This window comes from Pseudomonas sp. R4-34-07 (genome assembly GCF_003852375.1).
Classification (GTDB): domain Bacteria; phylum Pseudomonadota; class Gammaproteobacteria; order Pseudomonadales; family Pseudomonadaceae; genus Aquipseudomonas.
Map to the genome: position 1 here is coordinate 1,824,442 of NZ_CP027760.1, position 24,142 is coordinate 1,848,583.

Below are 24,142 nucleotides of genomic sequence, written 5' to 3' on the forward strand. Positions count from 1 at the left end.
TGCCTAAAGTCTTGCTCCAGAAGGCTTTAACCGTACTTTTTCGTCGAAATTGCCTGCCATTTACGCCTTTTATCGCGTCAGCGCAATCAGCTATTAGGGTGAGGTGTGCGCGTTGTCATTAGTAACCTAACTGTCTATACTCGGCCACCGACCGCCAAGGGCTTTTGGGCTTGCTTTCATTGGGGGTCGCACTCCCTGGGTGGTGCTTACCTGACCAGTCGCACTCCCCAACAACTTTGCCCTGATTGTTAGGGGCTCTTCAGTGTGAAAAAAAGCCGTGAATAGCCAACGACCTGTAAACCTAGACCTAAGGACCATCAAACTCCCCATCACCGGCGTTACGTCGTTCCTGCACCGTGTTTCCGGCATCATCCTGTTCCTGGGCCTGGGCATCATGCTTTACGCATTGAGCAAATCCCTGGGTTCCGCGGAAGGTTACGCCGAGGTGAAGGCAACCTTGACCAGCCCACTGGCCAAGTTCGTAGCGTGGGGCCTGCTGTCCGCTCTGCTGTATCACCTGGTAGCCGGTGTGCGCCACTTGATCATGGATGCGGGTATCGGTGAGACGCTGGAAGGCGGCCGCCTGGGCTCGAAAATCATCATCGCCATTTCCGTGGTGCTGATCGTTCTGGCAGGAGTTTGGATATGGTAACCAGCGTAACGAATCTGTCGCGTTCGGGCCTCTATGACTGGATGGCACAGCGTGTGTCTGCGGTCGTTCTCGCGGCTTATTTCATTTTCCTGATCGGATACCTCGTCGCAAACCCGGGCATCGGCTATGAGCAATGGCACGGCCTGTTCGCCCACAATGCGATGCGAATCTTCAGTCTGCTGGCCCTTGTGGCCCTGGGCGCTCACGCCTGGGTCGGCATGTGGACCATCGCGACCGACTACCTGACGCCAATGGCGCTGGGCAAGTCCGCGACCGCAGTCCGTTTCCTCTTCCAGGCAGTATGCGGCATCGCGATGTTCGCTTACTTCGTCTGGGGTGTGCAGATTCTTTGGGGTATCTGATTCATGGCTAACATTCCTACTATTTCATTCGACGCCATCATTATTGGTGGCGGCGGTGCCGGCATGCGCGCTGCGCTGCAGCTGGCCCAGGGTGGGCACAAGACCGCCGTGATCACCAAGGTGTTCCCGACGCGTTCGCACACCGTATCGGCCCAGGGTGGCATTACCTGCGCCATCGCTTCTGCCGACCCGAACGATGACTGGCGCTGGCACATGTACGATACCGTCAAGGGTTCCGACTACATCGGTGACCAGGACGCTATCGAGTACATGTGTCAGGAAGGCCCGGCTGCGGTGTTCGAGCTGGACCACATGGGTCTGCCGTTCTCCCGTACCGAGCAAGGCCGTATCTACCAGCGTCCGTTCGGCGGCCAGTCCAAGGATTACGGTAAAGGTGGCCAGGCTGCCCGTACCTGCGCCGCGTCCGACCGTACCGGTCACGCGCTGCTGCACACTCTTTATCAGGGCAACCTGAAAGCCGGTACCACGTTCCTGAACGAGTACTACGCTGTCGATCTGGTGAAGAACGGCAAGGGCGAGTTCGTCGGCGTGATCGCCATCTGCATCGAAACCGGTGAAACCACCTACATCCGCGCCAAGGCTACCGTGCTGGCGACCGGCGGTGCAGGCCGTATCTACGCGTCGACCACCAATGCCCTGATCAACACCGGTGACGGCGTCGGCATGGCACTGCGTGCAGGCGTGCCGGTACAAGACATCGAAATGTGGCAGTTCCACCCGACCGGCATCGCCGGCGCCGGTGTACTGGTGACCGAAGGTTGCCGTGGTGAAGGTGGCTACCTGATCAACAAGCACGGCGAGCGTTTCATGGAGCGTTATGCGCCGAACGCGAAAGACCTTGCTGGTCGTGACGTCGTGGCCCGTTCGATGGTCAAGGAAATCATCGCCGGCAACGGCTGTGGCCCGAACGGCGACCACGTACTGCTCAAGCTCGATCACCTGGGCGAAGAAGTGCTGCACAGCCGTCTGCCAGGTATCTGCGAGCTGTCCAAGACCTTTGCTCACGTTGACCCGGTGGTTGCGCCGGTGCCAGTGGTTCCGACTTGCCACTATATGATGGGCGGCGTGCCGACCAACATTCATGGCCAGGCAATCACCCAGAGCGCCGATGGTGTGGACGAGATCATCCATGGTCTGTTCGCGGTAGGCGAAGTGGCCTGCGTATCGGTTCACGGTGCCAACCGCCTGGGCGGCAACTCGCTGCTCGACCTGGTGGTATTCGGCCGCGCTGCCGGCCTGCACCTGGAAAAAGCTCTGACCGACGGCATCGAATACGATGACGCCACCGACGCCAACATCGAAGCCGCCCTGGCGCGCCTGAACGCTCTGAACGAGCGCACTGACGGCGAAGACGTGGCAACCCTGCGTCGCGAGCTGCAAAGCTGCATGCAGAACTACTTCGGTGTGTTCCGTACCGGCGAATACATGCAGAAGGGCATCGCCCAGCTGGCTGACCTGCGCACGCGCATCGCCAACGTCAAGATCAACGATAAGAGCCAGGCGTTCAACACCGCGCGTATCGAAGCCCTTGAGCTGCAAAACCTGCTGGAAGTGGCAGAAGCGACTGCGATCGCCGCTGAGGTTCGTAAGGAATCCCGTGGCGCCCACGCTCGTGAAGACTTTGAAGACCGCGACGACGAGAACTGGTTGTGCCACACCCTGTACTTCCCGGGTGACAAGCGCGTAACCAAGCGTGCCGTGAACTTCTCGCCGAAGACGGTGCCGACGTTTGAACCGAAGATTCGGACTTACTAAGGGTGGCTGCCATGTTGAAAGTCAGTGTTTACCGCTACAACCCTGATCAGGACGCCGCGCCGTTCATGCAGGAGTTCCAGGTCGATACCGGTGGTAAAGACCTGATGGTGCTGGATGTACTGGCACTGATCAAAGAGCAGGACGAAGGTTTCTCCTATCGTCGCTCTTGCCGTGAAGGTGTGTGCGGTTCCGACGGCATGAACATCAACGGCAAAAACGGCCTGGCGTGCATCACGCCGCTGTCCGCCGTGGTCAAGGGCAACAAGCTGATCGTTCGTCCACTGCCAGGTTTGCCGGTTATCCGTGACCTGGTTGTCGATATGAGCATCTTCTACAAGCAATACGAGAAAGTTAAGCCATTCCTGCAGAACGACACGCCGGCTCCGGCCATCGAGCGTCTGCAGTCCCCGGAAGAGCGTGAAAAACTCGACGGCCTGTACGAGTGCATCCTGTGCGCTTGCTGCTCGACGTCCTGCCCATCCTTCTGGTGGAACCCGGACAAGTTCCTGGGCCCGGCTGCGCTGCTGCAAGCCTACCGCTTCCTGGCAGACAGCCGTGACACCAAGACGTCCGAGCGTCTGGCTTCACTGGATGACCCGTTCAGCGTATTCCGCTGCCGCGGGATCATGAACTGCGTCAACGTATGTCCCAAAGGCCTGAACCCGACTAAGGCCATTGGTCACATCCGTAACATGCTGCTGCAAAGCGGCGTGTAACTGACGTAAAAGCAGGACGGTTGTGCCCGTAAATGCTGCGGCGCAGGCTTCAACCGGCGCCGTAGTTTTAACTTGAGCAGCGACTTACAAAGCCGCGGCTCTTATTTTGAAGAAATGAGACAAGCAGGGGCATTCGGGTTGGTACCCGAACTATCAGCGTGATCCTAAGTGGCTTGTTTTGGTCGCTGCACTTGGCCTTTTGCAAGCAAACTCGGTGTTTTCGCCGGTGGTGTCCCCAAATCGAGGGTGACCAAGCATGCAAGAAAGCGTGATGCAGCGCATGTGGAACAGCGGCTATCTTTCAGGTGGTAACGCTGCCTATGTGGAAGAGCTTTATGAGCTCTACCTGCACGACCCTAACGCTGTGCCAGAAGAATGGCGCACCAAATTTCAGACGTTGTCTTCAGACGGCAACGCTGCCACCGATGTATCGCATGCTGCGATTCGCGATCATTTCGTGCTGCTGGCAAAGAACCAGCGCCGCGCCCAACCGGTTTCCGCCGGCAGCGTGAGCAGTGAGCACGAGAAGAAGCAAGTTGAAGTACTGCGACTGATCCAGGCTTACCGGATGCGTGGCCACCAGGCGGCCCAGCTTGACCCGCTGGGGCTCTGGCAGCGTCCTGCACCTGCTGACCTGTCGATCAATCATTACGGCTTGACCAATGCCGATCTTGATACGACCTTCCGTGCCGGCGACCTGTTCATCGGCAAAGAGGAAGCGAGCCTACGCGAAATTCACGAAGCGTTGCAGCAGACATATTGCCGCACCATCGGCGCTGAGTTCACGCACATCACCGATTCCGAGCAACGCCAGTGGTTCCAGCACCGCCTGGAAGGCGTGCGTGGCCGTCCGGTATTGTCCGCCGATGTGCGCAGCCACCTGCTCGAGCGCGTGACTGCCGCTGAAGGTCTCGAAAAATACCTGGGTACCAAATACCCGGGCACCAAGCGTTTCGGCCTGGAAGGCGGCGAAAGCCTGATTCCGATGCTCGACGAGCTGATCCAGCGTTCCGGTTCCTACGGCACCAAGGAAGTCGTGATCGGCATGGCCCACCGTGGTCGCCTGAACGTGTTGGTCAACACCTTCGGCAAGAACCCGCGCGAGCTGTTCGACGAGTTCGAAGGCAAGAAGAAGGTCGAACTGGGTTCCGGTGACGTTAAATACCACCAGGGCTTCTCGTCCAACGTCATGACCACCGGCGGTGAAGTTCACCTGGCCATGGCCTTCAACCCCTCCCACCTGGAAATCGTATCTCCAGTGGTCGAGGGTTCGGTGCGCGCTCGCCAGGATCGTCGTAACGACACCACCGGTGAAAAGGTGCTGCCGATTTCCATCCACGGTGACGCGGCATTCGCCGGCCAAGGCGTGGTCCTGGAAACGTTCCAGATGTCGCAGACTCGCGGCTTCAAGACCGGCGGTACGGTTCACATCGTCATCAACAACCAGGTTGGCTTCACCATCAGCAACCCGCTGGATGCGCGCTCCACCGAGTACGCCACCGACGTTGCCAAGATGATCCAGGCGCCGATTCTCCATGTGAATGGCGATGACCCGGAAGCCGTACTGTTCGTGACCCAACTGGCTGTCGACTACCGCATGCAATTCAAGCGTGACGTGGTGATCGACCTGGTTTGCTACCGCCGTCGCGGTCACAACGAAGCGGACGAACCAAGCGGCACCCAGCCGTTGATGTACCAGCAGATCACCAAGCAGCGCACCACCCGTGAGCTGTACGCCGAAAGTCTGACCAAGGCCGGCGTGCTGGATGATGCGCGTGTTCAGGCGAAAATCGATGAATACCGCAACGCGCTGGATAACGGCCTGCATGTAGTGAAGAGCCTGGTCAAGGAGCCGAACAAAGAGCTGTTCGTCGACTGGCGTCCGTACCTGGGTCACACCTGGACCGCGCGCCATGACACCAGCTTCGACTTGAAGACCTTGCAGGAGTTGTCTGCCAAGTTGCTGGAAATCCCTGAAGGCTTCGTGGTTCAGCGCCAGGTTGCGAAGATCTACGAAGACCGTCAGAAGATGCAAGCCGGCGGCCTGCCGATCAACTGGGGTTACGCCGAAACCATGGCGTACGCGACCCTGGCGTTCGAAGGTCACCCGATCCGCATGACCGGCCAGGACATCGGCCGCGGTACGTTCTCGCACCGTCATGCCGTGTTGCACAACCAGAAAGACGCGGGCACCTACATCCCGTTGCAGAACCTGTACGAAGGCCAGCCACGTTTCGATCTGTACGATTCGTTCCTGTCCGAAGAAGCTGTACTGGCGTTCGAATACGGTTACTCCACCACCACGCCGCAGGCGCTGGTGATCTGGGAAGCCCAGTTCGGCGACTTCGCCAACGGTGCCCAGGTGGTTATCGACCAGTTCATCACCAGCGGCGAGCACAAGTGGGGCCGTCTGTGCGGTCTGACCATGCTGTTGCCCCATGGTTATGAAGGGCAGGGTCCGGAGCACTCCTCGGCCCGTCTGGAGCGTTACCTGCAGCTGTGCGCCGAGCACAACATCCAGGTGTGCGTACCGACGACCCCGGCGCAGATCTACCACTTGCTGCGTCGCCAGGTGATCCGCCCGCTGCGCAAGCCGCTGGTCGTGTTGACTCCCAAATCGCTGTTGCGTCACAAATTGGCCGTTTCGACCCTGGAAGACCTGGCCGAAGGTTCGTTCCAGACCGTTATTCCAGAAATCGATACGCTGGACGCCGCCAAGGTCACTCGCCTGATCCTGTGCAGCGGCAAGGTCTACTACGATCTGCTGGAAAAACGCCGTGCCGAAGGCCGCGAAGACATCGCCATCGTGCGTATCGAGCAGCTTTACCCGTTCCCGGAAGATGACCTCATGGAGATCATCGCGCCTTACACCAACCTCACGAATGTCGTGTGGTGTCAGGAAGAACCGATGAACCAGGGCGCCTGGTACAGCAGCCAGCATCACCTGCGTCGCAGCATCGGCAACCACAACAAGGCTTTGGGCCTGGAGTACGCCGGTCGTGATGCATCTGCTGCACCTGCTTGTGGCTACGCGTCGATGCACGCCGAGCAGCAGGAAAAACTGCTGCAAGATGCTTTCACTGTTTAACGCCTTCGCGCTGACTGAAACCGAATTTTAAGGACCTACAGATAATGGCTATCGAAATCAAAGCCCCGTCATTCCCGGAATCGGTTGCCGATGGCACCGTTGCCACTTGGCACAAGAAACCAGGCGAGGCCGTCAAGCGTGACGACCTGATCGTCGACATCGAGACCGACAAGGTTGTGCTGGAAGTGCTGGCCGAAGCCGACGGCGTGCTGGGCGCGATCGTTGCAGAAGAAGGCGCTACCGTTCTGTCGAACCAGGTACTGGGCTCGATCGAAGAGGGCAGCGCTGCTGCCGCGCCTGCTGCTGCCGCACCGGCTGCTGCCGCACCGGCTGCCGCTGCCTCTGCTGCCCCGGCCGCCGCTCCGGCTGCAGGTGGCGAAGACCCAATCGCTGCACCGGCTGCGCGTCAACTGGCTGAAGAGAACGGTATCAACCTGGCTTCCATCAAAGGCACCGGCAAAGACGGCCGTGTTACCAAGGAAGACGTGGTTGCTGCTATTGAAGCCAAGAAAAACGCTCCGGCTGCCGCACCTGCCAAGGCCGCTGCTCCAGCTGCCGCCGCGCCTGTATTCGCCGCCGGCGACCGCACCGAGAAGCGCGTACCGATGACCCGTGTACGTGCCACCGTGGCCAAGCGCCTGGTTGAAGCTCAGTCGAACATGGCGATGCTGACCACGTTCAACGAAGTCGACATGACCGAAGTCATGGCCCTGCGTTCGAAGTACAAGGATCTGTTCGAGAAGTCCCACAACGGCGTGCGCCTGGGCTTCATGTCGTTCTTCGTGAAAGCGGCCACCGAAGCGCTGAAGCGCTTCCCGGCAGTCAACGCTTCCATCGACGGCGCCGACATCGTTTACCATGGCTATGCAGACATCGGCGTTGCCGTGTCCAGCGACCGTGGCCTGGTGGTTCCGGTTCTGCGTAACGCCGAGCTGATGAGCCTGGCCGAAATCGAAGGCGGCATCGCCGGCTTCGGCAAGAAAGCCCGTGACGGCAAGCTGACCATCGACGAGATGACCGGCGGTACCTTCACCATCACCAACGGTGGTACCTTCGGTTCGATGATGTCGACGCCGATCGTCAACCCACCGCAAGCTGCGATCCTGGGCATGCACAACATCATCCAGCGTCCGATGGCCATCAACGGCCAGGTCGTGATCCGTCCAATGATGTACCTGGCGCTGTCTTACGATCACCGCCTGATCGATGGTAAGGAAGCCGTGACGTTCCTGGTGACCATCAAGAACCTGCTGGAAGACCCGGCTCGCCTGCTTCTGGATATCTAAAAAGCAGCTGCAGGTCGCAAGCTGCAAGCGCCAAGCCCAAAGCGGCGAGCGGTGCTTTCAACTTGCGGCGTGCGGCTTGTAGCTTGCAGCTAAAAAGGGAACCTTTTTATGACACAGAAATTTGACGTTGTAGTGATTGGTGCAGGCCCTGGCGGCTATGTTGCCGCCATCAAGGCCGCACAACTGGGCCTCTCGACTGCTTGCATCGAAAAGTACACCGACAAGGAAGGCAAACTGGCGCTGGGTGGTACCTGCCTGAACGTGGGTTGCATTCCGTCCAAGGCGCTGCTGGACAGCTCCTGGAAATTCCACGAAGCCCAGGATGGCTTCGCGATTCACGGTATCAACCATGCTGGCGTGACCATGGACGTGCCAGCGATGGTCGGCCGTAAAGCCAACATCGTCAAAGGCCTGACTTCCGGCGTTGCCACCTTGTTCAAGGCCAACGGCGTTACTTCCCTGCAAGGTCACGGCAAACTGCTGGCCGGCAAGAAAGTTGAAATCACCAAGCCGGACGGCTCGGTTGAAGTCATCGAAGCCGAGAACGTGATCCTGGCACCGGGTTCGCGTCCAATCGACATTCCACCGGCTCCAGTTGATCAGAACGTGATCGTTGATTCGACCGGCGCCCTGGAATTCCAGGCCGTACCTAAGCGTCTGGGCGTGATCGGCGCCGGCGTCATCGGCCTGGAGCTGGGTTCGGTATGGTCGCGCCTGGGTTCCGAAGTGACCGTGCTCGAAGCCCTGGACACGTTCCTGCTGGCTGCCGACACCGCCGTGTCCAAGGAAGCCTACAAGACCCTGACCAAGCAAGGTCTGGACATCAAGCTGGGCGCCCGTGTTACCGGTTCTAAAGTCAACGGCGAAGAAGTGGTCGTGACCTACACCGACAAGGAAGGCGAGCAGACCATCACCTTCGACAAGCTGATCGTAGCCGTTGGTCGCCGTCCAGTGACCACCGACCTGCTGGCTTCCGACAGCGGCGTAAGCATCGATGAGCGTGGTTTCATCCACGTTGACGATCACTGCGCAACCACCGTACCGGGCGTTTACGCGATCGGCGACGTGGTTCGTGGCATGATGCTGGCCCACAAGGCTTCCGAAGAAGGCATCATGGTTGTCGAGCGCATCAAGGGTCACAAGACCCAGATGAACTACGACCTGATTCCATCGGTTATCTACACCCACCCGGAAATTGCATGGGTCGGCAAGAACGAACAGCAGTTGAAAGCTGAAGGCGTTGAAGTTAACGTCGGCACCTTCCCGTTTGCCGCTTCTGGCCGTGCCATGGCAGCCAACGACACCGGTGGTTTTGTCAAAGTCATCGCTGATGCCAAGACTGACCGCGTATTGGGCGTCCACGTGATTGGCCCAAGCGCTGCAGAACTGGTTCAGCAAGGCGCTATCGGTATGGAATTCGGCACCAGCGCCGAAGACCTGGGCATGATGGTCTTCTCCCATCCGACCCTGTCCGAAGCGTTGCACGAAGCAGCGTTGGCTGTGAATGGCGGCGCCATCCACATCGCCAACCGCAAGAAGCGCTAAGCGAGATAATAAGAAACCACGGCGGAGTTGCCCGTCGTGAGCCTTGCGCGCAAGACTCACCGCGGAATATCCGCTGGACGCAGCCTTGCGCAGCTTTACGGGCCATAAGCCCTGCAAGTTGCGCAAGCAGCAGTCACAGGTGGCGCGGCACTCATAATGAGCGCAGCGCCGAATGCGCAGTACCTAACGAAGACGGTAAAAAGCATGAATCTTCACGAGTATCAGGGTAAGCAGCTGTTCGCTGAATACGGCCTGCCAGTTTCCAAGGGCTACGCAGTAGACACCCCGGAAGCAGCAGCAGAAGCTTGCGACAAAATCGGCGGCAGCGAGTGGGTTGTCAAAGCCCAGGTCCACGCCGGTGGTCGCGGTAAAGCGGGCGGCGTTAAGCTGGTTCGCAGCAAAGAAGACGCCAAGGCCTTCGCACAGCAGTGGCTGGGCAAGCGTCTGGTGACTTACCAGACTGATGCCAATGGCCAGCCAGTCACCAAGATCCTGGTTGAATCGTGCACTGATATCGCTAAAGAGCTGTACCTGGGCGCTGTCGTTGACCGTTCGAGCCGTCGCATCGTGTTCATGGCTTCCACCGAAGGTGGCGTGGACATCGAGAAGATCGCTCACGAAACCCCAGAAAAAATTCTGAAAGCCACTATTGATCCACTGGTTGGCGCTCAGCCATTCCAGGGTCGCGAGCTGGCTTTCCAGCTGGGCCTGGAAGGCAAGCAAGTTGCCCAGTTCGCCAAGATCTTCGTCGGTCTGGCCAAACTGTTCCAGGATCACGATCTGGCCCTGCTGGAAGTGAACCCGCTGGTGATCAAGGCTGACGGCGATCTGCATTGCCTCGACGCCAAGATCAACATCGACGCCAACGCCATGTACCGTCAGCCTAAGCTGAAGACTTTCCACGATCCGTCCCAGGACGATCCGCGCGAAGCGCACGCTGCCAAGTTCGAACTGAACTACGTAGCCCTGGAAGGTAACATCGGCTGCATGGTCAACGGTGCCGGCCTGGCCATGGGTACCATGGACATCGTCAACCTGCATGGCGGCAAACCAGCCAACTTCCTCGACGTAGGTGGTGGCGCTACCAAGGAACGCGTTACCGAAGCGTTCAAGATCATCCTGTCCGACTCCAACGTCGCTGCAGTACTGGTCAACATCTTCGGCGGCATCGTTCGTTGCGACATGATTGCCGAAGGCATCATCGGTGCAGTGAAAGAAGTTGGCGTTAAAATCCCGGTTGTTGTTCGCCTTGAAGGTAACAACGCTGAACTGGGCGCTAAAGTACTGGCAGAAAGCGGTTTGAACATCATCGCGGCTACCAGCCTGACCGACGCTGCTCAACAAGTTGTCAAAGCTGCGGAGGGCAAATAATGAGCGTCCTGATCAATAAAGACACCAAAGTTATCTGCCAGGGTATTACCGGTTCGCAAGGTAGTTTCCACACCCAGCAAGCCATCGAATACGGCACCAAGATGGTTGGCGGCGTAACTCCGGGCAAAGGCGGCACCGAGCACCTGGGCCTGCCAGTGTTCAACACCGTGAAAGAAGCTGTAGAAACCACTGGCGCTACCGCCAGCGTGATCTACGTTCCGGCACCTTTCTGCAAAGACTCGATCCTGGAAGCGGCATTCGGCGGCATCAAGCTGATCGTGTGCATCACCGAAGGCATTCCTACCCTGGACATGCTGGACGCTAAAGTTAAGTGCGACGAACTGGGCGTTGTCCTGATCGGCCCTAACTGCCCAGGCGTGATCACTCCAGGCGAATGCAAGATCGGCATCATGCCAGGTCACATTCACTTGCCAGGCAAAGTCGGTATCGTTTCCCGTTCCGGCACCCTGACCTACGAAGCTGTGAAGCAGACCACTGACGCCGGTTTCGGTCAGTCGACTTGCGTCGGCATCGGCGGTGACCCGATCCCAGGCTCCAACTTCATCGACATCCTGAAGCTGTTCCAGGAAGACCCGAAGACCGAAGCGATCGTCATGATCGGTGAGATCGGCGGTTCGGCTGAAGAAGAAGCCGCTGCCTACATCAAGGCACACGTGACCAAGCCGGTTGTTTCCTACATCGCTGGTGTGACTGCCCCCGCGGGCAAGCGCATGGGCCATGCTGGCGCAATCATCTCTGGCGGCAAGGGCACTGCAGACGAGAAGTTTGCTGCCCTGGAAGACGCAGGCGTGAAAACCGTGCGTTCGCTGGCAGACATCGGCAAGGCTTTGTCCGAGCTGACCGGTTGGGCTGTCAAGTAAGCCTCGCGCTTAGCTGACGCTTTACCAGCAAAGGCCACCTTCGGGTGGCCTTTGTGCATTTGGGCCGCCCATTTATTGACATGTACTCGGTCCCATGTGGGAGGGGGCTTGCTCCCGATGACGGTGAATCAGTCACTGATATATTGACTGGCACACTGCCATCGGGAGCAAGCCCCCTCCCACATTTTTTTGTCTGTATTGCCAAATTACGTATGAAAACACGACATTGAAATGTCGCTTATCGGACAGATCGCCCTGCAACAGTGCGTTTGTCAGGCTAATTCTGTACCCTAGCCGCCTCTTTATGCGTGCGCCTCCCAAAAGGAAGCCCCGCGCTGGACCGGTCGGTCCCGATCAGGACCGGCAGCCTTTCCCTCATCCATAGGGAAGCCCTCTCTAAATTCCGATTCAGTAGTGTGGTATTTCCTCAAATGAAAGTGTTGAAAAGCCAGGATATCCTGGCGTTGGGCTTTATGACCTTTGCCCTGTTCGTGGGCGCCGGCAACATCATCTTCCCGCCTATCGTGGGCTTGCAGTCCGGGCCACACGTCTGGATGGCCGCCTTGGGGTTCCTGATTACCGCAGTTGGCCTGCCGGTCGTCACCGTGATCGCACTGGCCAAGGTCGGCGGCGGTATGGATGCGTTGAGCAGCCCGATCGGCAAGATCGCCGGCGGCCTGCTCGCGGCGGCGGCGTACCTGGCGGTCGGGCCACTGTTCGCCACGCCGCGTACCGCCACCGTTTCGTTCGAAGTGGGCCTGGCGCCGCTGACCGGCGAAAGCCCGCTGGCGCTGTTCCTGTACAGCTCGGTGTATTTCCTGGTGGTGTTTTTCGTGTCGCTGTACCCAGGGCGCCTGCTGGACACCGTGGGGCGTTTCCTCGCGCCGTTGAAGATCATCGCGCTGGCCATCCTCGGCATCGCCGCGTTTGCCTTGCCGGCCGGTGAAGTCGGTGTCGCCACGCCGGAATACGTCGCTGCACCGTTCTCCCAGGGCTTTATCAATGGCTACCTGACCATGGATACCCTGGGTGCGCTGGTATTTGGCATTGTCATCGTCAACGCGATTCGCTCCCGTGGCGTGGAATCGCCCAAGCTGATCACGCGTTACGCGATCATTGCCGGGCTGATTGCCGGCGTGGGCCTGGCGCTGGTGTACATCAGCCTGTTCCGCCTGGGTTCGGGCAGCCATGCCGTGGCCGCAGGTGCCAGTAACGGCGCTGCGGTGCTGCACGCCTATGTGCAACATACCTTCGGCTCACTGGGCAGCGGTTTCCTGGCGGTGCTGATTTCCCTGGCGTGCCTGGTCACCGCCGTCGGCCTGACCTGCGCCTGCGCCGAGTACTTCAGCCGTGTGCTGCCGCTGTCCTACAAGACCCTGGTGGTGATCCTCGCGCTGTTCTCGCTGTTCGTGTCCAACCTGGGCCTGACCAAGCTGATCGCGTTCTCCATCCCGGTGCTCACCGCGATCTACCCGCCGTGCATCGTGTTGGTGGCCCTGAGCTTCTGCAAGGATTTCTGGCAGGAGCAGGGCCGTATCGTTGGCCCGGTCATGCTGGTGTCGTTTATCTTTGGCTGCATCGATGCGCTCAAGGGCGCGGGCCTGGCGGATTGGATGCCGTCTCAACTGATGCACCTGCCGCTGAGCGAGCAGGGCCTGGCGTGGTTGGTGCCATCGGTGATGATCCTGGTGGTGGCGGTGGTGGTGGATCGCATGCTGGGCAAACGCAGCGAAGCCATCGCGTAGTACCGGTTTCAACGCATTGCTGAAATGCCCCGTATCAATCGATACGGGGCATTTTTTATGGGCGTCATGCAGTGTCTTTTTGCTTGAGCTAGCGTCGAACAGGTGACTCATTTCTCAAATGGAAACTGTGAACAAGGGCCCACATGTCGTTTGTCGAAACCAATCAAGTCCACCTGCTTGCTGCCCTATGGTTCATCCTGTGTTGGGGCGGTTATACCCGTTACGCCACCTGGAAGGCCCGCGACACGGCCTGCCTGGCCAGCGTGTTGCATCTGTATCGCGAAGACTGGATGCGCCGCATGTTGCTGCGCGATAACCGCATCGCCGACGCCAGCGTGATCGGTAACCTGGAGCGGAACGCCTCGTTCTTCGCCTCCAGCACCTTGATCATCCTCGCCGGCATCCTCACCGTGCTGGGCGCCTCCGAGCGGGCGGTATCGCTGCTGGCGGATATCCCGATGGTGCAGCAGGCCTCCCAGGGTATGTCGGAGATCAAGTTGCTGTGCCTGGCGCTGGTGTTCGTCTACGCCTTCTTTACCTTCAGCTGGTGCATGCGTCAGTACAACTTTGCCGCAGTGCTGGTGGGCTCGGCGCCGATGATCGGTGAGCGGCATGTGTCGGAGCAGGAGCGCAATGCATTTGCCTTGCGGGCGGCGCGGGTGATTTCGATGGCGGCCAACCAGTTCAACTTTGGCCTGCGCGCTTATTACTTCGGCATGACCATGCTGGCCTGGTTTGTCAGCCCGTGGTTGTTCATGTTGATGAGCAGCGGGGTGGTGTTAGTGCTTTACCGTCGTGAGTTCCATTCCGACGTTCTACAGGTGATGGTGTATACCCCGACGGAGATGCACGCCCCGGATCCGGCAAAAGACAACGTGTCTTGAACGCCGGATAAAACAGCAGGCAAAGAAAAGCCCGCTTTATAAGCGGGCTATCTTTTGCAGCACTACAGCTTTACACCGTGCGATTACTGCTTGGCAGGCTCTGCAGGTGCGGCAGGTGCAGCTTCTTTCGCGGCGGCAGCGTTCGATTCGGCCTGAGCTTTGGCAGCATCGGCGTTTTCTTTCGCAGCGTCGTTCACTTTATCCTGTGCTTTCGCCATGTCTTGCTGAGCTTGCTCAGAATGTGCAGCGGCGTCTTGGGCTTTGTCTTCGGATTTCTTGTCGCAGGCAGCCAGGCCGAGGGCAGCGGCCAGCATCATGGAAATAGCTAATGTGTTGCGCATGGTGTTTCTCCTTATTGAAGATATCTACTGGCCTTTCGAACTCAAGGGGCCAGCATTAGTTCCTTTTGTTCCACAGATATATAAAGCTTTTCGCCAGGAACTTTCCAAATTATTACCTATCCGGCCCACCCACACTAATAAGAATTTAAAAACAATGACCGAAACCCCCTTGTTAGACCGCGCCACTCGCTTTGCTTCGGCGCTTCGCCATTGCCAGGTACTGGGGATTACGGTCCATGCTGCGACGGAGGAGGGCATGACGCTGGTGTTGCCCTATGGCGCGCATATCGTCGGTGATCCCCGCAGCGGCGTCATCCACGGTGGCGCGCTGACTTCGTTGATGGACACCGCCTGCGGCATGGCCACCCTGTGCGTGCTACCCGAGTTCGAGGTATGCCCGACCCTGGATTTGCGCATCGACTATATGCATCCCGCCGAACCGCATAAACCGGTGTATGGCTTCGCCCAATGCTACCGGGTAACCACTGATGTGATCTTCACCCGCGGCGTGGCCTATCAGGACGATCCGCAGCAGCCCATTGCCCATGTAGTAGGTACCTTCATGCGCATGGGCAAGCACCTCAAGGGGATGCCAGCATGAGTCATCGATTCAAGACCCGCCTGGAGCAAGCACTGGAGCACGGCGATTACGGGGCACTGCTCGATCTGGTTCCCTACGCAAAGCTGATCGGCGTCGAATGCACGCGCTCAGGGGACGAATTGCTGTTTCGCCTGCCTGCCAACAAGGACAACATTGGTAACCCTATATTGCCGGCGCTGCATGGCGGGGTGATCGCAGGCTTCATGGAACTGTCAGCGGCGTTGCACTTGCTCGTATTTACCGGCGCCCCGGGCCTGCCGAAAATCATCGACTTCTCCCTGGATTACCTGCGCGCCGGCCAATTTCGCGACACCTACGCCACCTGTCAGGTGTGGCGCCAGGGCCGGCGTGTCGCCAACGTGGCGATCACCGCCTGGCAAACCACGCCAGCGGAACCAATTGCCACCGCTCGCGCACATTTCAAGATCGAGGAACCGCCGCGCCCTTGAAATCCAGGTTGGAGCCCCCAACTTTGATGACAACCCGCCGCCAACCCTTTCGGGCGCGGCCATTGCCATCCAATTGGAGTTTGATGACCATGAGTGTGGAAACTCAAAAGGAAACCCTGGGCTTCCAGACCGAGGTGAAGCAGCTGCTGCACCTCATGATCCATTCGCTGTATTCCAACAAGGAAATTTTCCTTCGCGAATTGATCTCGAACGCCTCTGACGCTGTCGACAAATTACGCTTCGAAGCCCTGTCCAAGCCTGAGTTGCTGGAAGGTGGCGCCGAACTGAAAATCCGTGTGAGCTACGACAAAGACGCCAAAACCGTCACCCTCGAAGACAACGGTATCGGCATGAGCCGTGATGATGCGATCACCCACCTGGGGACCATCGCCAAATCCGGCACCGCAGACTTCATGAAGAACCTGTCGGGCGACCAGAAAAAAGATTCTCACCTGATCGGCCAATTCGGCGTGGGTTTCTATTCGGCTTTCATCGTTGCCGACAAGGTAGAAGTGTTCAGCCGCCGCGCCGGTCTTGACGCCAGCGAAGGTGTGCACTGGGCTTCCAAAGGTGAGGGCGAGTTTGAAATCGCCACCCTCGACAAGCCTGACCGTGGCACCCGCATCGTGCTGCACCTGAAAGATGGCGAAGACGAATTCGCCGATGGCTGGCGCCTGCGCAACATCATCAAGAAATATTCCGACCACATCGCCCTGCCGATCGAGTTGCCGAAAGAACAGACGGCTGCCGAAGGCGAAGAAACACCGGCCGTCGAATGGGAAACCGTCAACCGCGCCAGCGCCCTGTGGACCCGTCCGCGTACCGAGATCAAGGACGAGGAATACCAGGAGTTCTACAAGCACATCGGCCACGATTACGAGAACCCGCTGAGCTGGAGCCACAACAAGGTCGAAGGCAAGCTGGAATACAGTTCGCTGCTCTACGTGCCGGCCCGTGCGCCGTTCGACCTGTACCAGCGCGAAGCGCCGAAGGGCCTGAAGCTTTACGTCCAGCGTGTGTTCGTGATGGACCAGGCGGAATCGTTCCTGCCGCTGTACCTGCGCTTCATCAAGGGTGTGGTCGACTCCAACGATCTGTCGCTGAACGTGTCGCGTGAGATCCTGCAAAAAGACCCGATCATCGACTCCATGAAGTCGGCGTTGACCAAGCGCGTACTCGACATGCTGGAAAAACTGGCGAAGAACGAGCCTGAGAAATACAAGGGCTTCTGGAAAAACTTCGGCCAGGTCATGAAAGAAGGTCCGGCAGAAGATTTCGCCAACAAGGAAAAAATCGCCGGTCTGCTGCGTTTTGCCTCGACTCAAGGTGAAGACGGTGAACAGGTTGTGTCGCTGGCCGACTACCTGGCACGCGCCAAGGAAGGTCAGGACAAGATCTACTACCTCACCGGTGATACCTACGCTCAGGTTAAAAACAGCCCGCACCTGGAAGTCTTCCGCAAGAAAGGCATCGAAGTGTTGCTGCTGACCGACCGTATCGATGAGTGGCTGATGAGCTACCTCACCGAATTCGACGGCAAGTCGTTTGTGGACGTAGCGCGTGGCGACCTGGACCTGGGCAACCTGGATTCCGAGGAAGACAAGAAAGCCGCTGAAGAAGTCGCCAAGTCCAAAGAAGGCCTGGTTGAGCGGATCAAGGCGTCCCTGGGTGAAGCCGTCAGCGAAGTGCGGGTTTCCCATCGTCTGACCGATTCGCCGGCGATCCTGGCCATCGGCGAGCAGGACCTGGGCATGCAGATGCGTCAGATCCTCGAAGCCAGCGGTCAGAAGGTTCCGGATTCCAAGCCGATCTTCGAATTCAACCCGGCGCACCCGCTGATCGAGAAGCTCGACGGTGAGCAGAGCGAAGAGCGTTTTGGCGACCTGTCGCACATCCTCTTTGACCAGGCGGCCCTGGCCGCTGGCGACAGCTTGAAAGACCCGGCCGCTTATGTGCGTCGACTGAACAAGCTGTTGGTTGAACTGTCGGTTTAACACCGTCGTAGAAAAACCCGCTTCGGCGGGTTTTTTCGTTTTAGCGCACCTCAACTGGAGTGAATCATGAGCCAAGTCACACTACGTTCCGTGGTCTATCAGATTGATGGCCAGACTTATGAAAGCCGCTTGGCGTTCGATGCCAGCCACAAAGGCCCGTTGCCGGGGCTGTTGATGGCGCCGAACTGGATGGGCGTGAGCGCAGGGGCCGAAGAGATCGCCAAGAGCGTGGCCGACCAAGGCTATGTGGTATTGATCGCCGACCTCTATGGGCAAACCGTGCGTCCTTCGAACGGTGATGAGGCGGGTGCGGCGATGATGCCGCTGAAGAACGACCGTGCCTTGCTGAACAAGCGTATGCAAGCCGCCTTCGAACACCTGCAAAGCCAGACTGAAGCGGCTGTGGATACGTCGAAACTGGCGACCTTCGGCTTCTGCTTCGGTGGCTGCTGCTCCCTGGAGCTGGCCCGTACCGGTGCGCCGTTGAAAGCAGCGGTATCGTTCCATGGCACCCTCGACACACCGAACCCCGCAGATGCGAAGAACATCAAGGGTTCAGTACTGGTGCTGCACGGCGCCTCGGACCCGCTGGTACCGAAAGAACAACTGCCGGCGTTCGAAGATGAAATGAACGCAGCGGGTGTGGATTGGCAATTGCTCAGTTACGGTGGCGCGGTGCATTCCTTTACCGACCCCGAAGCCAATGTGCCCGGCAAGATGATGTATGACGCCAAGACCGCAGCGCGGGCGTTCCGGTCGATGCATAACTTGCTGGATGAGGTGTTCAAGGGCTGATTTTCAGGGCCTGTCAGGGCCTCATCGGGGCATAGATATCTACACAACTTTGTAGCAGCCTACGGTAACCACGATGCGAAGCGAGTCGCTCTTGATCTTGCTTTTGATCTAGGCGCCCCGTTAAACCACGCTGGCCGGAGTTCGATATTGATTTGGGGGGTAAACCGGCAGGGATGCCGGTTTAGCCGCCCCGCGCCATGGATGGCGCGTGGCGGCGGCCCCCCAAATCAATGTCGGATTACGGGCACACCGAGCCTAGGCGAGGTGCCGAGTGGTGGGGCAAGAGCGTTTTGCTTACTTTTGCGCTTTTCAAAAGTGAGACGCCGTAAGGGCGGAACCCTAAGCCGCCGTTACCGCAGCAACGGATATGTACTCGCTCAGATCCAACATCCTGGTCGGCTGTCAGGCCGCCATCGGGGGCAAGCCCCCTCCCACATTTTGAATGTATTCGCAGTCCAAGTGTGGGAGGGGCGGTGCGACGATTCGACTTGCCCCCGATGACTATCTAACAGGCAACTCAATCCTTTCAGACTCCCCCGGCACCATCGGCCAATCCCCAGCCGCTCATCGCTGCCGCGCCTGTTCGATCACCGCCGGGTCGCTCGCCACAAAGTTCCAGTTGATCCGCCGTGGCCCATCCAGCGGCGCGCCGCCAAGTATCACCAGGTGGCAGTCACTCTCGGCAGACAGGGTCATCTCCTGCCCAGCCGGTAAGACCACCAGGCTATGCACCGCCAGCGGCTCGCCGTCGAGCTGCGCGTCACCCTCCAGTACATACACCGCGCGCTCCTCGTGCTCATCCGGGATCAGCAGGGTAGTGGCCGTCTGCATCCGCACCTCGGCATACAGCGTGGGCGACAGCACCGGTACGGGCGACTTGAGACAGAACCCGCTGCCGGCGATCAGGCGCACCTGCACGCCCAGGTTATCGCTGACCGGCAAACTGGCCGCCGGATGATGGCTGTAGTGGCCAGGCCCGGTTTCGTGGTGCTTGGGCGATGCCAGCCACACTTGCAGCCCATGCAGCGTAAAACCACTGGCCTTGACCGCCTCGGGCGTGCGCTCGACGTGGGCAATCGCGCTGCCGGCAGTCATCCAACTGACCTCGCCGGCTTGCACCACCTGGTCCGAGCCCAGGCTGTCTTTGTGCAGCAAGGTGCCTTCGAACAGATAGGTGAGGGTCGACAGCCCGATATGGGGATGCTGGCGGATATTCATCCCACTACCCGGCGCGTAACGGGTCGGCAGCATATGGTCGAAAAACACGAAAGGCCCGACGCTGCGGCATTCACGCGAGGGCAGTGGGCGCAGGATAGGCTGGCCCTCGACATCTTCGGGGCGAGGGCGGATCACGGTGAGCGTGGTCATGGGGGGCATCCCTGTCTGAGCGGGTTGGATGACGCTGAGCATAACCCGCTCGGACAGAGTTGGCGTTATTGGCTGAAGGCGCCTTCCGAAAGTGTGGTCTCGATGCTGACTTCGGCGGTGGTCATCAGTTTGTGCACCGGGCACTTGTCGGCGACACGGTGCAACTCATCGCGCTGAGCGTCGGTGAGTACGCCCTTGAGGGTCAGCTTGACGTTGAGCCTGTACTTACCTTTTTGCTCTTCGGCGGCGTCGTGGGTAACTTCTACCGTCACGCCGGTGAGCGGAATGTCTTTCTTCTGCGCATAGAGCCTGACGGTCAAGGCCTTGCACGATGCCAGCGCAGCATCGAAGTAATCATGGGGAGAGGGCGCTGAATCGTCACCTCCCAGGCTCTTGGGCAGGTCGGTAAACAGCTCGTGATTGTTGATAGCGACGCTGTGACGGAAATTCTCAGCGTTCAACGTATTGACGGTAACAGGCATGGCGAACCTCACAAGGCTGTGGATGACGGTCATGCAGTAATAGAACATGCCGACGCTGGGGCGTTCCAGGTTTTTTGTCCGTGCTGAACCCCAATGCATGGCGCAAGGTCTACCCGTATCAGCCCCTATCGAGGTATCACCGTGCTCTGGACCCGTGTGAGTTTTGTCCTGATGCTCGCCGCCAGCAGCCTTGCGGCGCAGGCTCGCGAGTATGCCTACAGCGATGCGCACCTGCATTACGTGGACTTTTTCCAGGAAACCGCAGGCATGGACAAGCTGCTCAAGGCCATGGCGGAGAATCGCATCGAACATGTGATGATTTCCGGCATTCCCGTGGCCAAGAAATGGCATGAGGACGAACCCAAGCGCCCGCGCTATTACGTAGGCGACGATGCCGATGCCTATTGGTACAGCGCCACCGATGTGATCGTCGCCGCTGCGGTCAATAAGCTGACCCCCGAACAGCGTCAGCACTTTCATCCGTTCCTGGCCGGTTTCAATCCAAACGACAAGAACTCCGCTGCCCACATCCAGCGCATGCTCGACCTCAACCCAGGGCTGTGGCAGGGCATAGGCGAAGTGTTTACCCGCCACGACGACCTCACCGCGCTGACCTCGGGTGACACACCACGCGCCAACAACGAAGCCATGACGCGCATTTATCACTTGGCGGCGGAGAACGACCTGCCGGTGGTGGTGCACTCCAACATCACCTCCAAGCGCGAGCGCAACCCGTTGTACCTGGCCGAAATCGAGCAGCCGCTGCGCAACCATCCGCACACGCGTTTTATCTGGGCCCACGCCGGCACCAGCAAGGAAATCCATCGCCATCAGGTGCAAATGGAGTTCTTGCTGCCCACCTTGAATCGCCTGCTGGAAACCTACCCCAACCTGTATATCGACCTATCGTGGAGCATGCTCACCCCGTATTTGCTGGATGATGCCGGAAAGCCCCGGCCGGAGTGGGTCAAGCTGGTAGAGCGTTTCCCCGATCGCTTTATGCTGGGCTCTGACGTGGTAGGACGCTTCAACAAGCTGGGTAAGGAAATGCGTCGCTTTGATCCCTTCCTTGATGCATTGCCTGAAGACGTTGCCCACAAGGTCGCGCGGGATAACTTTTTGGCCATCCTGCCCAAGTCGCCTCGCGATGAGGGAGCGCATTGATAGCGGGTTTTGGTTTTGTGTAATGACGTAAGGCGCCGTTAACGTACAGCGGTGGCGCGGTTTTTGTGTAGGGCTGGGGCTGAGGTGGCCCTATCGGGGCATGGGTATCTACACAATTTTGTAGCAACCAACAGTAACCACGATGCGAAGCGAGCCGCTCTTGATCTGGCTCTTGATCTTAGGCGCCCCGTTAAACCACGCTGGCCGGAATCCGATAGTGATTTGGGGGGTAAACCGGCAGGGATGCCGGTTTAGCCGCCCCGCGCCATGGATGGCGCGTGGCGGCGGCCCCCCCAAATCAATGTCGGATTGCGGGCACACCGAGCCGGGGCGAGGTGCCGAGTGGTGGGGCAAGAGCGTTTTGCTTACTTTTGCGCTTTTCAAAAGTGAGACGCCGTAAGGGCGGAACCCTAAGCCGCCGTTACCGCAGCAACGGATATGTACTCGTCTTGATCCAACATCCTGGTCGGCTGTCAGGCCGCCATCGGGGGCAAGTCGAATCGTCGCACCGCCCCTCCCACATTTGGATCGCGCGGCATCAGTCAGATAGCTATAGGCCGCCAGGTCGCCACGGGAGCAAGCTCCCTCGCCACAGGTTCAGGGCTACGCCAAAGTTGTGTAGATACCTATGCCTATCGAGGGCAAGCCCCTCCCACACGCGACCGCGTTCTTTGGGCCAACTCGGCCAAATGTGGGAGGGGGCTTGCCCCCGATGCAGGTGACCCGGTCTCATTCAATGGCCCATAAAAAAGCCCCGAACCAGTCGGGGCTTTTCATTGGATCAAGCTACAGGCCTTACTTGCCCTGCCAGCGTTTCAGCACCAGGGTGGCGTTAGTGCCACCAAAGCCGAAGCTGTTGCTCATCACGGTGTCGATTTTTACATCTTCAACGGTCTTGGTCAGGATCGGCATATCGGCGACGACCGGGTCGATCTCGTCGATGTTGGCCGAACCGGCCATGAAGTTGCCTTCCATCATCAGCAGACAGTAGATCGCTTCGTGAACGCCAGCGGCGCCCAGGGAGTGACCCGACAGGCTCTTGGTGGAGCTGATCTTCGGCGCCTTGTCACCGAATACCGCACGCACGCCTTCCATTTCCTTGGCGTCGCCGACCGGAGTCGAAGTGCCGTGGGTGTTCAGGTAGTCGATCGGGGTGTCCACGGTGGACATCGCCATCTGCATGCAACGGATAGCGCCTTCACCGCTTGGCGCAACCATGTCGTAGCCGTCGGACGTCGCACCGTAGCCGACGATTTCCGCGTAGATCTTGGCGCCACGGGCCAGGGCGTGTTCCAGTTCCTCGACCACGACCATGCCGCCACCGCCGGCGATGACGAAACCGTCACGCTTGGCGTCGTAGGCGCGGGAGGCTTTTTCCGGGGTTTCGTTGTACTGGGTGGACAGCGCGCCCATGGCGTCGAACAGGAACGACTGGCTCCAATGTTCTTCTTCACCGCCGCCGGCGAATACGATGTCCTGCTTGCCCAGTTGAATCTGCTCAACGGCAGTGCCGATGCAGTGGGCGCTGGTGGCGCAGGCCGAGGAGATCGAGTAGTTGACACCCTTGATCTGGAACGGCGTGGCCAGGCAAGCCGAAACGGTGCTGCCCATGGTCCGCGTGACACGGTACGGGCCAACGCGTTTCACGCCTTTTTCGCGCAGGATGTCCAGCGCTTCCATCTGGTTCAGGGTGGATGCGCCGCCGGAGCCGGCGATCAGGCCGGTACGTACGTTCGACACCTGGTCTTCGCTCAGGCCGGAGTCGGCGATTGCGTCTTTCATGGCCAGGTAGGCGTAGGCGGCAGCGTGGCCGACGAAGCGATAGATCTTGCGATCGATCAGTTCTTCGAGGGGCAGGTCAATGGAGCCGGAAACCTGGCTACGCAGACCCATTTCGGCATATTCCGGGTTGAAGCGGATGCCAGGGCGACTTGCACGCAGGTTAGCGGTGACGGTCTCTTTGTCATTGCCCAGGCAAGAAACGATGCCCAGACCAGTGATAACGACGCGGCGCATGCGGATAACCCTTAAAAGTTGTCAGTGGAAGTGAATACGCCGACCCGAAGGCCTTCGGCAGTATAGATCTCGCGACCGTCGACAGTCACCGAACCGTCGGCAATGGCCAGGTTCAGCTTGCCCTTGAGGACGCGCTTGATTTGAATGTTGTAGGTGACTTTCTTGGCGGTCGGCAGGACCTGGCCAAAGAACTTCACTTCGCCCGAACCCAGGGCGCGACCGCGACCCGGCAGGCCTTGCCAGCCCAGGTAGAAGCCGACCAGTTGCCACATGGCATCGAGGCCCAGGCAGCCCGGCATCACCGGGTCTCCTTCGAAGTGGCAGGCGAAGAACCACAGGTCAGGGGTGATATCCAGCTCGGCGACCAATTCACCTTTGCCGTACTTGCCACCCTCTTCGCTGATATGGGTGATGCGATCAACCATCAGCATGTTCGGGGCGGGCAGTTGCGCGTTACCTGGGCCGAACAGCTCACCGCGACTGCAGCGCAGCAGGTCTTCCCGAGTAAAGGCGTTTTGTTTGGTCATGCGAGCTCCTCAATAATCCCATGCGGCAGGGTAGGGCAAATCTTCCCGAACCGAATGAAGCGTTCATGCCTCATAGCGGTAGCCTACACATAGACTATT

Annotated in this window: 20 protein-coding genes and 1 pseudogene; 16 read left to right on the forward strand and 5 right to left on the reverse strand. The window is 59.0% G+C overall.

From position 1 onward, the window contains the following. The first annotated feature begins 277 nt into the window (after nucleotides 1-277). The 11 genes from sdhC (at nucleotide 278) to C4J85_RS08440 (ending at nucleotide 14,306) form a co-directional block, all read left to right on the forward strand. Entirely contained in the window at nucleotides 278-652 is a 375-nt protein-coding gene (gene sdhC, locus C4J85_RS08390) for a succinate dehydrogenase, cytochrome b556 subunit (protein WP_124361976.1), read from the forward strand. After that, the gene (gene sdhD / locus C4J85_RS08395; RefSeq protein ID WP_003233245.1) at nucleotides 646-1,014 is read left to right on the forward strand and encodes a succinate dehydrogenase, hydrophobic membrane anchor protein; all 369 of its coding nucleotides are present in this window, start codon (nucleotides 646-648) and stop codon (nucleotides 1,012-1,014) included. Before sdhC ends, sdhD begins: the two co-directional genes overlap by 7 nt. Nucleotides 1,015-1,017: 3 nt before the next feature. Next, nucleotides 1,018-2,790: a succinate dehydrogenase flavoprotein subunit gene (gene sdhA / locus C4J85_RS08400; RefSeq protein WP_124409422.1), complete on the forward strand. Its 1,773-nt coding sequence runs from the start codon at nucleotides 1,018-1,020 to the stop codon at nucleotides 2,788-2,790. An 11-nt stretch (nucleotides 2,791-2,801) separates the two neighbouring features. Next, nucleotides 2,802-3,506, forward strand: a complete 705-nt coding sequence (locus tag C4J85_RS08405; RefSeq protein ID WP_003172807.1) for a succinate dehydrogenase iron-sulfur subunit — start codon at nucleotides 2,802-2,804, stop codon at nucleotides 3,504-3,506. Nucleotides 3,507-3,762: 256 nt separating this feature from the next. Further along, nucleotides 3,763-6,594 (forward strand): 2-oxoglutarate dehydrogenase E1 component, encoded by a 2,832-nt coding sequence (locus tag C4J85_RS08410; protein WP_124361978.1) that lies wholly within the window; start codon nucleotides 3,763-3,765, stop codon nucleotides 6,592-6,594. Nucleotides 6,595-6,638: 44 nt separating this feature from the next. Next, the gene (gene odhB / locus C4J85_RS08415; protein WP_124409423.1) at nucleotides 6,639-7,880 is read left to right on the forward strand and encodes a 2-oxoglutarate dehydrogenase complex dihydrolipoyllysine-residue succinyltransferase; all 1,242 of its coding nucleotides are present in this window, start codon (nucleotides 6,639-6,641) and stop codon (nucleotides 7,878-7,880) included. 108 nt (nucleotides 7,881-7,988) lie between these two features. Then, the gene (gene lpdA / locus C4J85_RS08420) at nucleotides 7,989-9,425 is read left to right on the forward strand and encodes a dihydrolipoyl dehydrogenase (protein ID WP_065949127.1); all 1,437 of its coding nucleotides are present in this window, start codon (nucleotides 7,989-7,991) and stop codon (nucleotides 9,423-9,425) included. Nucleotides 9,426-9,629: 204 nt separating this feature from the next. After that, the gene (gene sucC / locus C4J85_RS08425) at nucleotides 9,630-10,796 is read left to right on the forward strand and encodes an ADP-forming succinate--CoA ligase subunit beta (protein WP_003190011.1); all 1,167 of its coding nucleotides are present in this window, start codon (nucleotides 9,630-9,632) and stop codon (nucleotides 10,794-10,796) included. Next, nucleotides 10,796-11,677, forward strand: coding sequence for a succinate--CoA ligase subunit alpha (gene sucD, locus C4J85_RS08430; RefSeq protein WP_048729999.1), 882 nt, complete (start codon nucleotides 10,796-10,798; stop codon nucleotides 11,675-11,677). Before sucC ends, sucD begins: the two co-directional genes overlap by 1 nt. A gap of 431 nt (nucleotides 11,678-12,108) precedes the next feature. Continuing rightward, a complete protein-coding gene (gene brnQ, locus C4J85_RS08435; RefSeq protein ID WP_124361981.1) occupies nucleotides 12,109-13,422 on the forward strand; it encodes a branched-chain amino acid transport system II carrier protein in 1,314 nt (437 codons plus the stop codon). Nucleotides 13,423-13,565: 143 nt separating this feature from the next. After that, on the forward strand, nucleotides 13,566-14,306 hold the full coding sequence (locus C4J85_RS08440) for a DUF599 domain-containing protein (RefSeq protein ID WP_124366431.1): 741 nt from the start codon (nucleotides 13,566-13,568) through the stop codon (nucleotides 14,304-14,306). 83 nt (nucleotides 14,307-14,389) lie between these two features. Here C4J85_RS08440 and C4J85_RS08445 read toward each other — a convergent pair whose 3' ends face one another. After that, nucleotides 14,390-14,647, reverse strand: a complete 258-nt coding sequence (locus C4J85_RS08445; RefSeq protein WP_124361983.1) for a hypothetical protein — start codon at nucleotides 14,645-14,647, stop codon at nucleotides 14,390-14,392. A gap of 154 nt (nucleotides 14,648-14,801) precedes the next feature. Between C4J85_RS08445 and C4J85_RS08450 the strand changes: the two genes are divergently transcribed. From C4J85_RS08450 to C4J85_RS08465, 4 genes are all read left to right on the forward strand, one after another. Further along, complete coding sequence (locus C4J85_RS08450; RefSeq protein WP_124366432.1) at nucleotides 14,802-15,248, forward strand: PaaI family thioesterase; 447 nt, start codon at nucleotides 14,802-14,804, stop codon at nucleotides 15,246-15,248. Then, complete coding sequence (locus C4J85_RS08455; protein WP_124366433.1) at nucleotides 15,245-15,697, forward strand: PaaI family thioesterase; 453 nt, start codon at nucleotides 15,245-15,247, stop codon at nucleotides 15,695-15,697. The genes C4J85_RS08450 and C4J85_RS08455 overlap by 4 nt, the downstream gene beginning before the upstream one ends. A gap of 89 nt (nucleotides 15,698-15,786) precedes the next feature. Continuing rightward, nucleotides 15,787-17,691: a molecular chaperone HtpG gene (htpG, locus tag C4J85_RS08460; RefSeq protein ID WP_124409424.1), complete on the forward strand. Its 1,905-nt coding sequence runs from the start codon at nucleotides 15,787-15,789 to the stop codon at nucleotides 17,689-17,691. A 66-nt stretch (nucleotides 17,692-17,757) separates the two neighbouring features. Beyond that, nucleotides 17,758-18,486, forward strand: coding sequence for a dienelactone hydrolase family protein (locus C4J85_RS08465; protein ID WP_124366435.1), 729 nt, complete (start codon nucleotides 17,758-17,760; stop codon nucleotides 18,484-18,486). 501 nt (nucleotides 18,487-18,987) lie between these two features. Here the strand turns inward: C4J85_RS08465 and C4J85_RS08470 are convergent. Together C4J85_RS08470 and C4J85_RS08475 are read right to left on the reverse strand one after the other, a co-directional pair. Then, nucleotides 18,988-19,854, reverse strand: a pseudogene (locus C4J85_RS08470) (pirin family protein). A 65-nt stretch (nucleotides 19,855-19,919) separates the two neighbouring features. Next, on the reverse strand, nucleotides 19,920-20,336 hold the full coding sequence (locus C4J85_RS08475) for an OsmC family protein (protein WP_124361989.1): 417 nt from the start codon (nucleotides 20,334-20,336) through the stop codon (nucleotides 19,920-19,922). 171 nt (nucleotides 20,337-20,507) lie between these two features. On the opposite strand from C4J85_RS08475, the gene C4J85_RS08480 reads away from it, so the two are divergent. Then, on the forward strand, nucleotides 20,508-21,500 hold the full coding sequence (locus C4J85_RS08480) for an amidohydrolase family protein (protein ID WP_124411172.1): 993 nt from the start codon (nucleotides 20,508-20,510) through the stop codon (nucleotides 21,498-21,500). 795 nt (nucleotides 21,501-22,295) lie between these two features. Here C4J85_RS08480 and fabB read toward each other — a convergent pair. Both fabB and fabA read right to left on the reverse strand, forming a co-directional pair. Continuing rightward, complete coding sequence (fabB, locus tag C4J85_RS08485; protein WP_124366438.1) at nucleotides 22,296-23,516, reverse strand: beta-ketoacyl-ACP synthase I; 1,221 nt, start codon at nucleotides 23,514-23,516, stop codon at nucleotides 22,296-22,298. Nucleotides 23,517-23,527: 11 nt separating this feature from the next. Continuing rightward, the gene (gene fabA, locus C4J85_RS08490) at nucleotides 23,528-24,043 is read right to left on the reverse strand and encodes a 3-hydroxyacyl-[acyl-carrier-protein] dehydratase FabA (RefSeq protein WP_003210552.1); all 516 of its coding nucleotides are present in this window, start codon (nucleotides 24,041-24,043) and stop codon (nucleotides 23,528-23,530) included. Nucleotides 24,044-24,142: the final 99 nt, after the last annotated feature.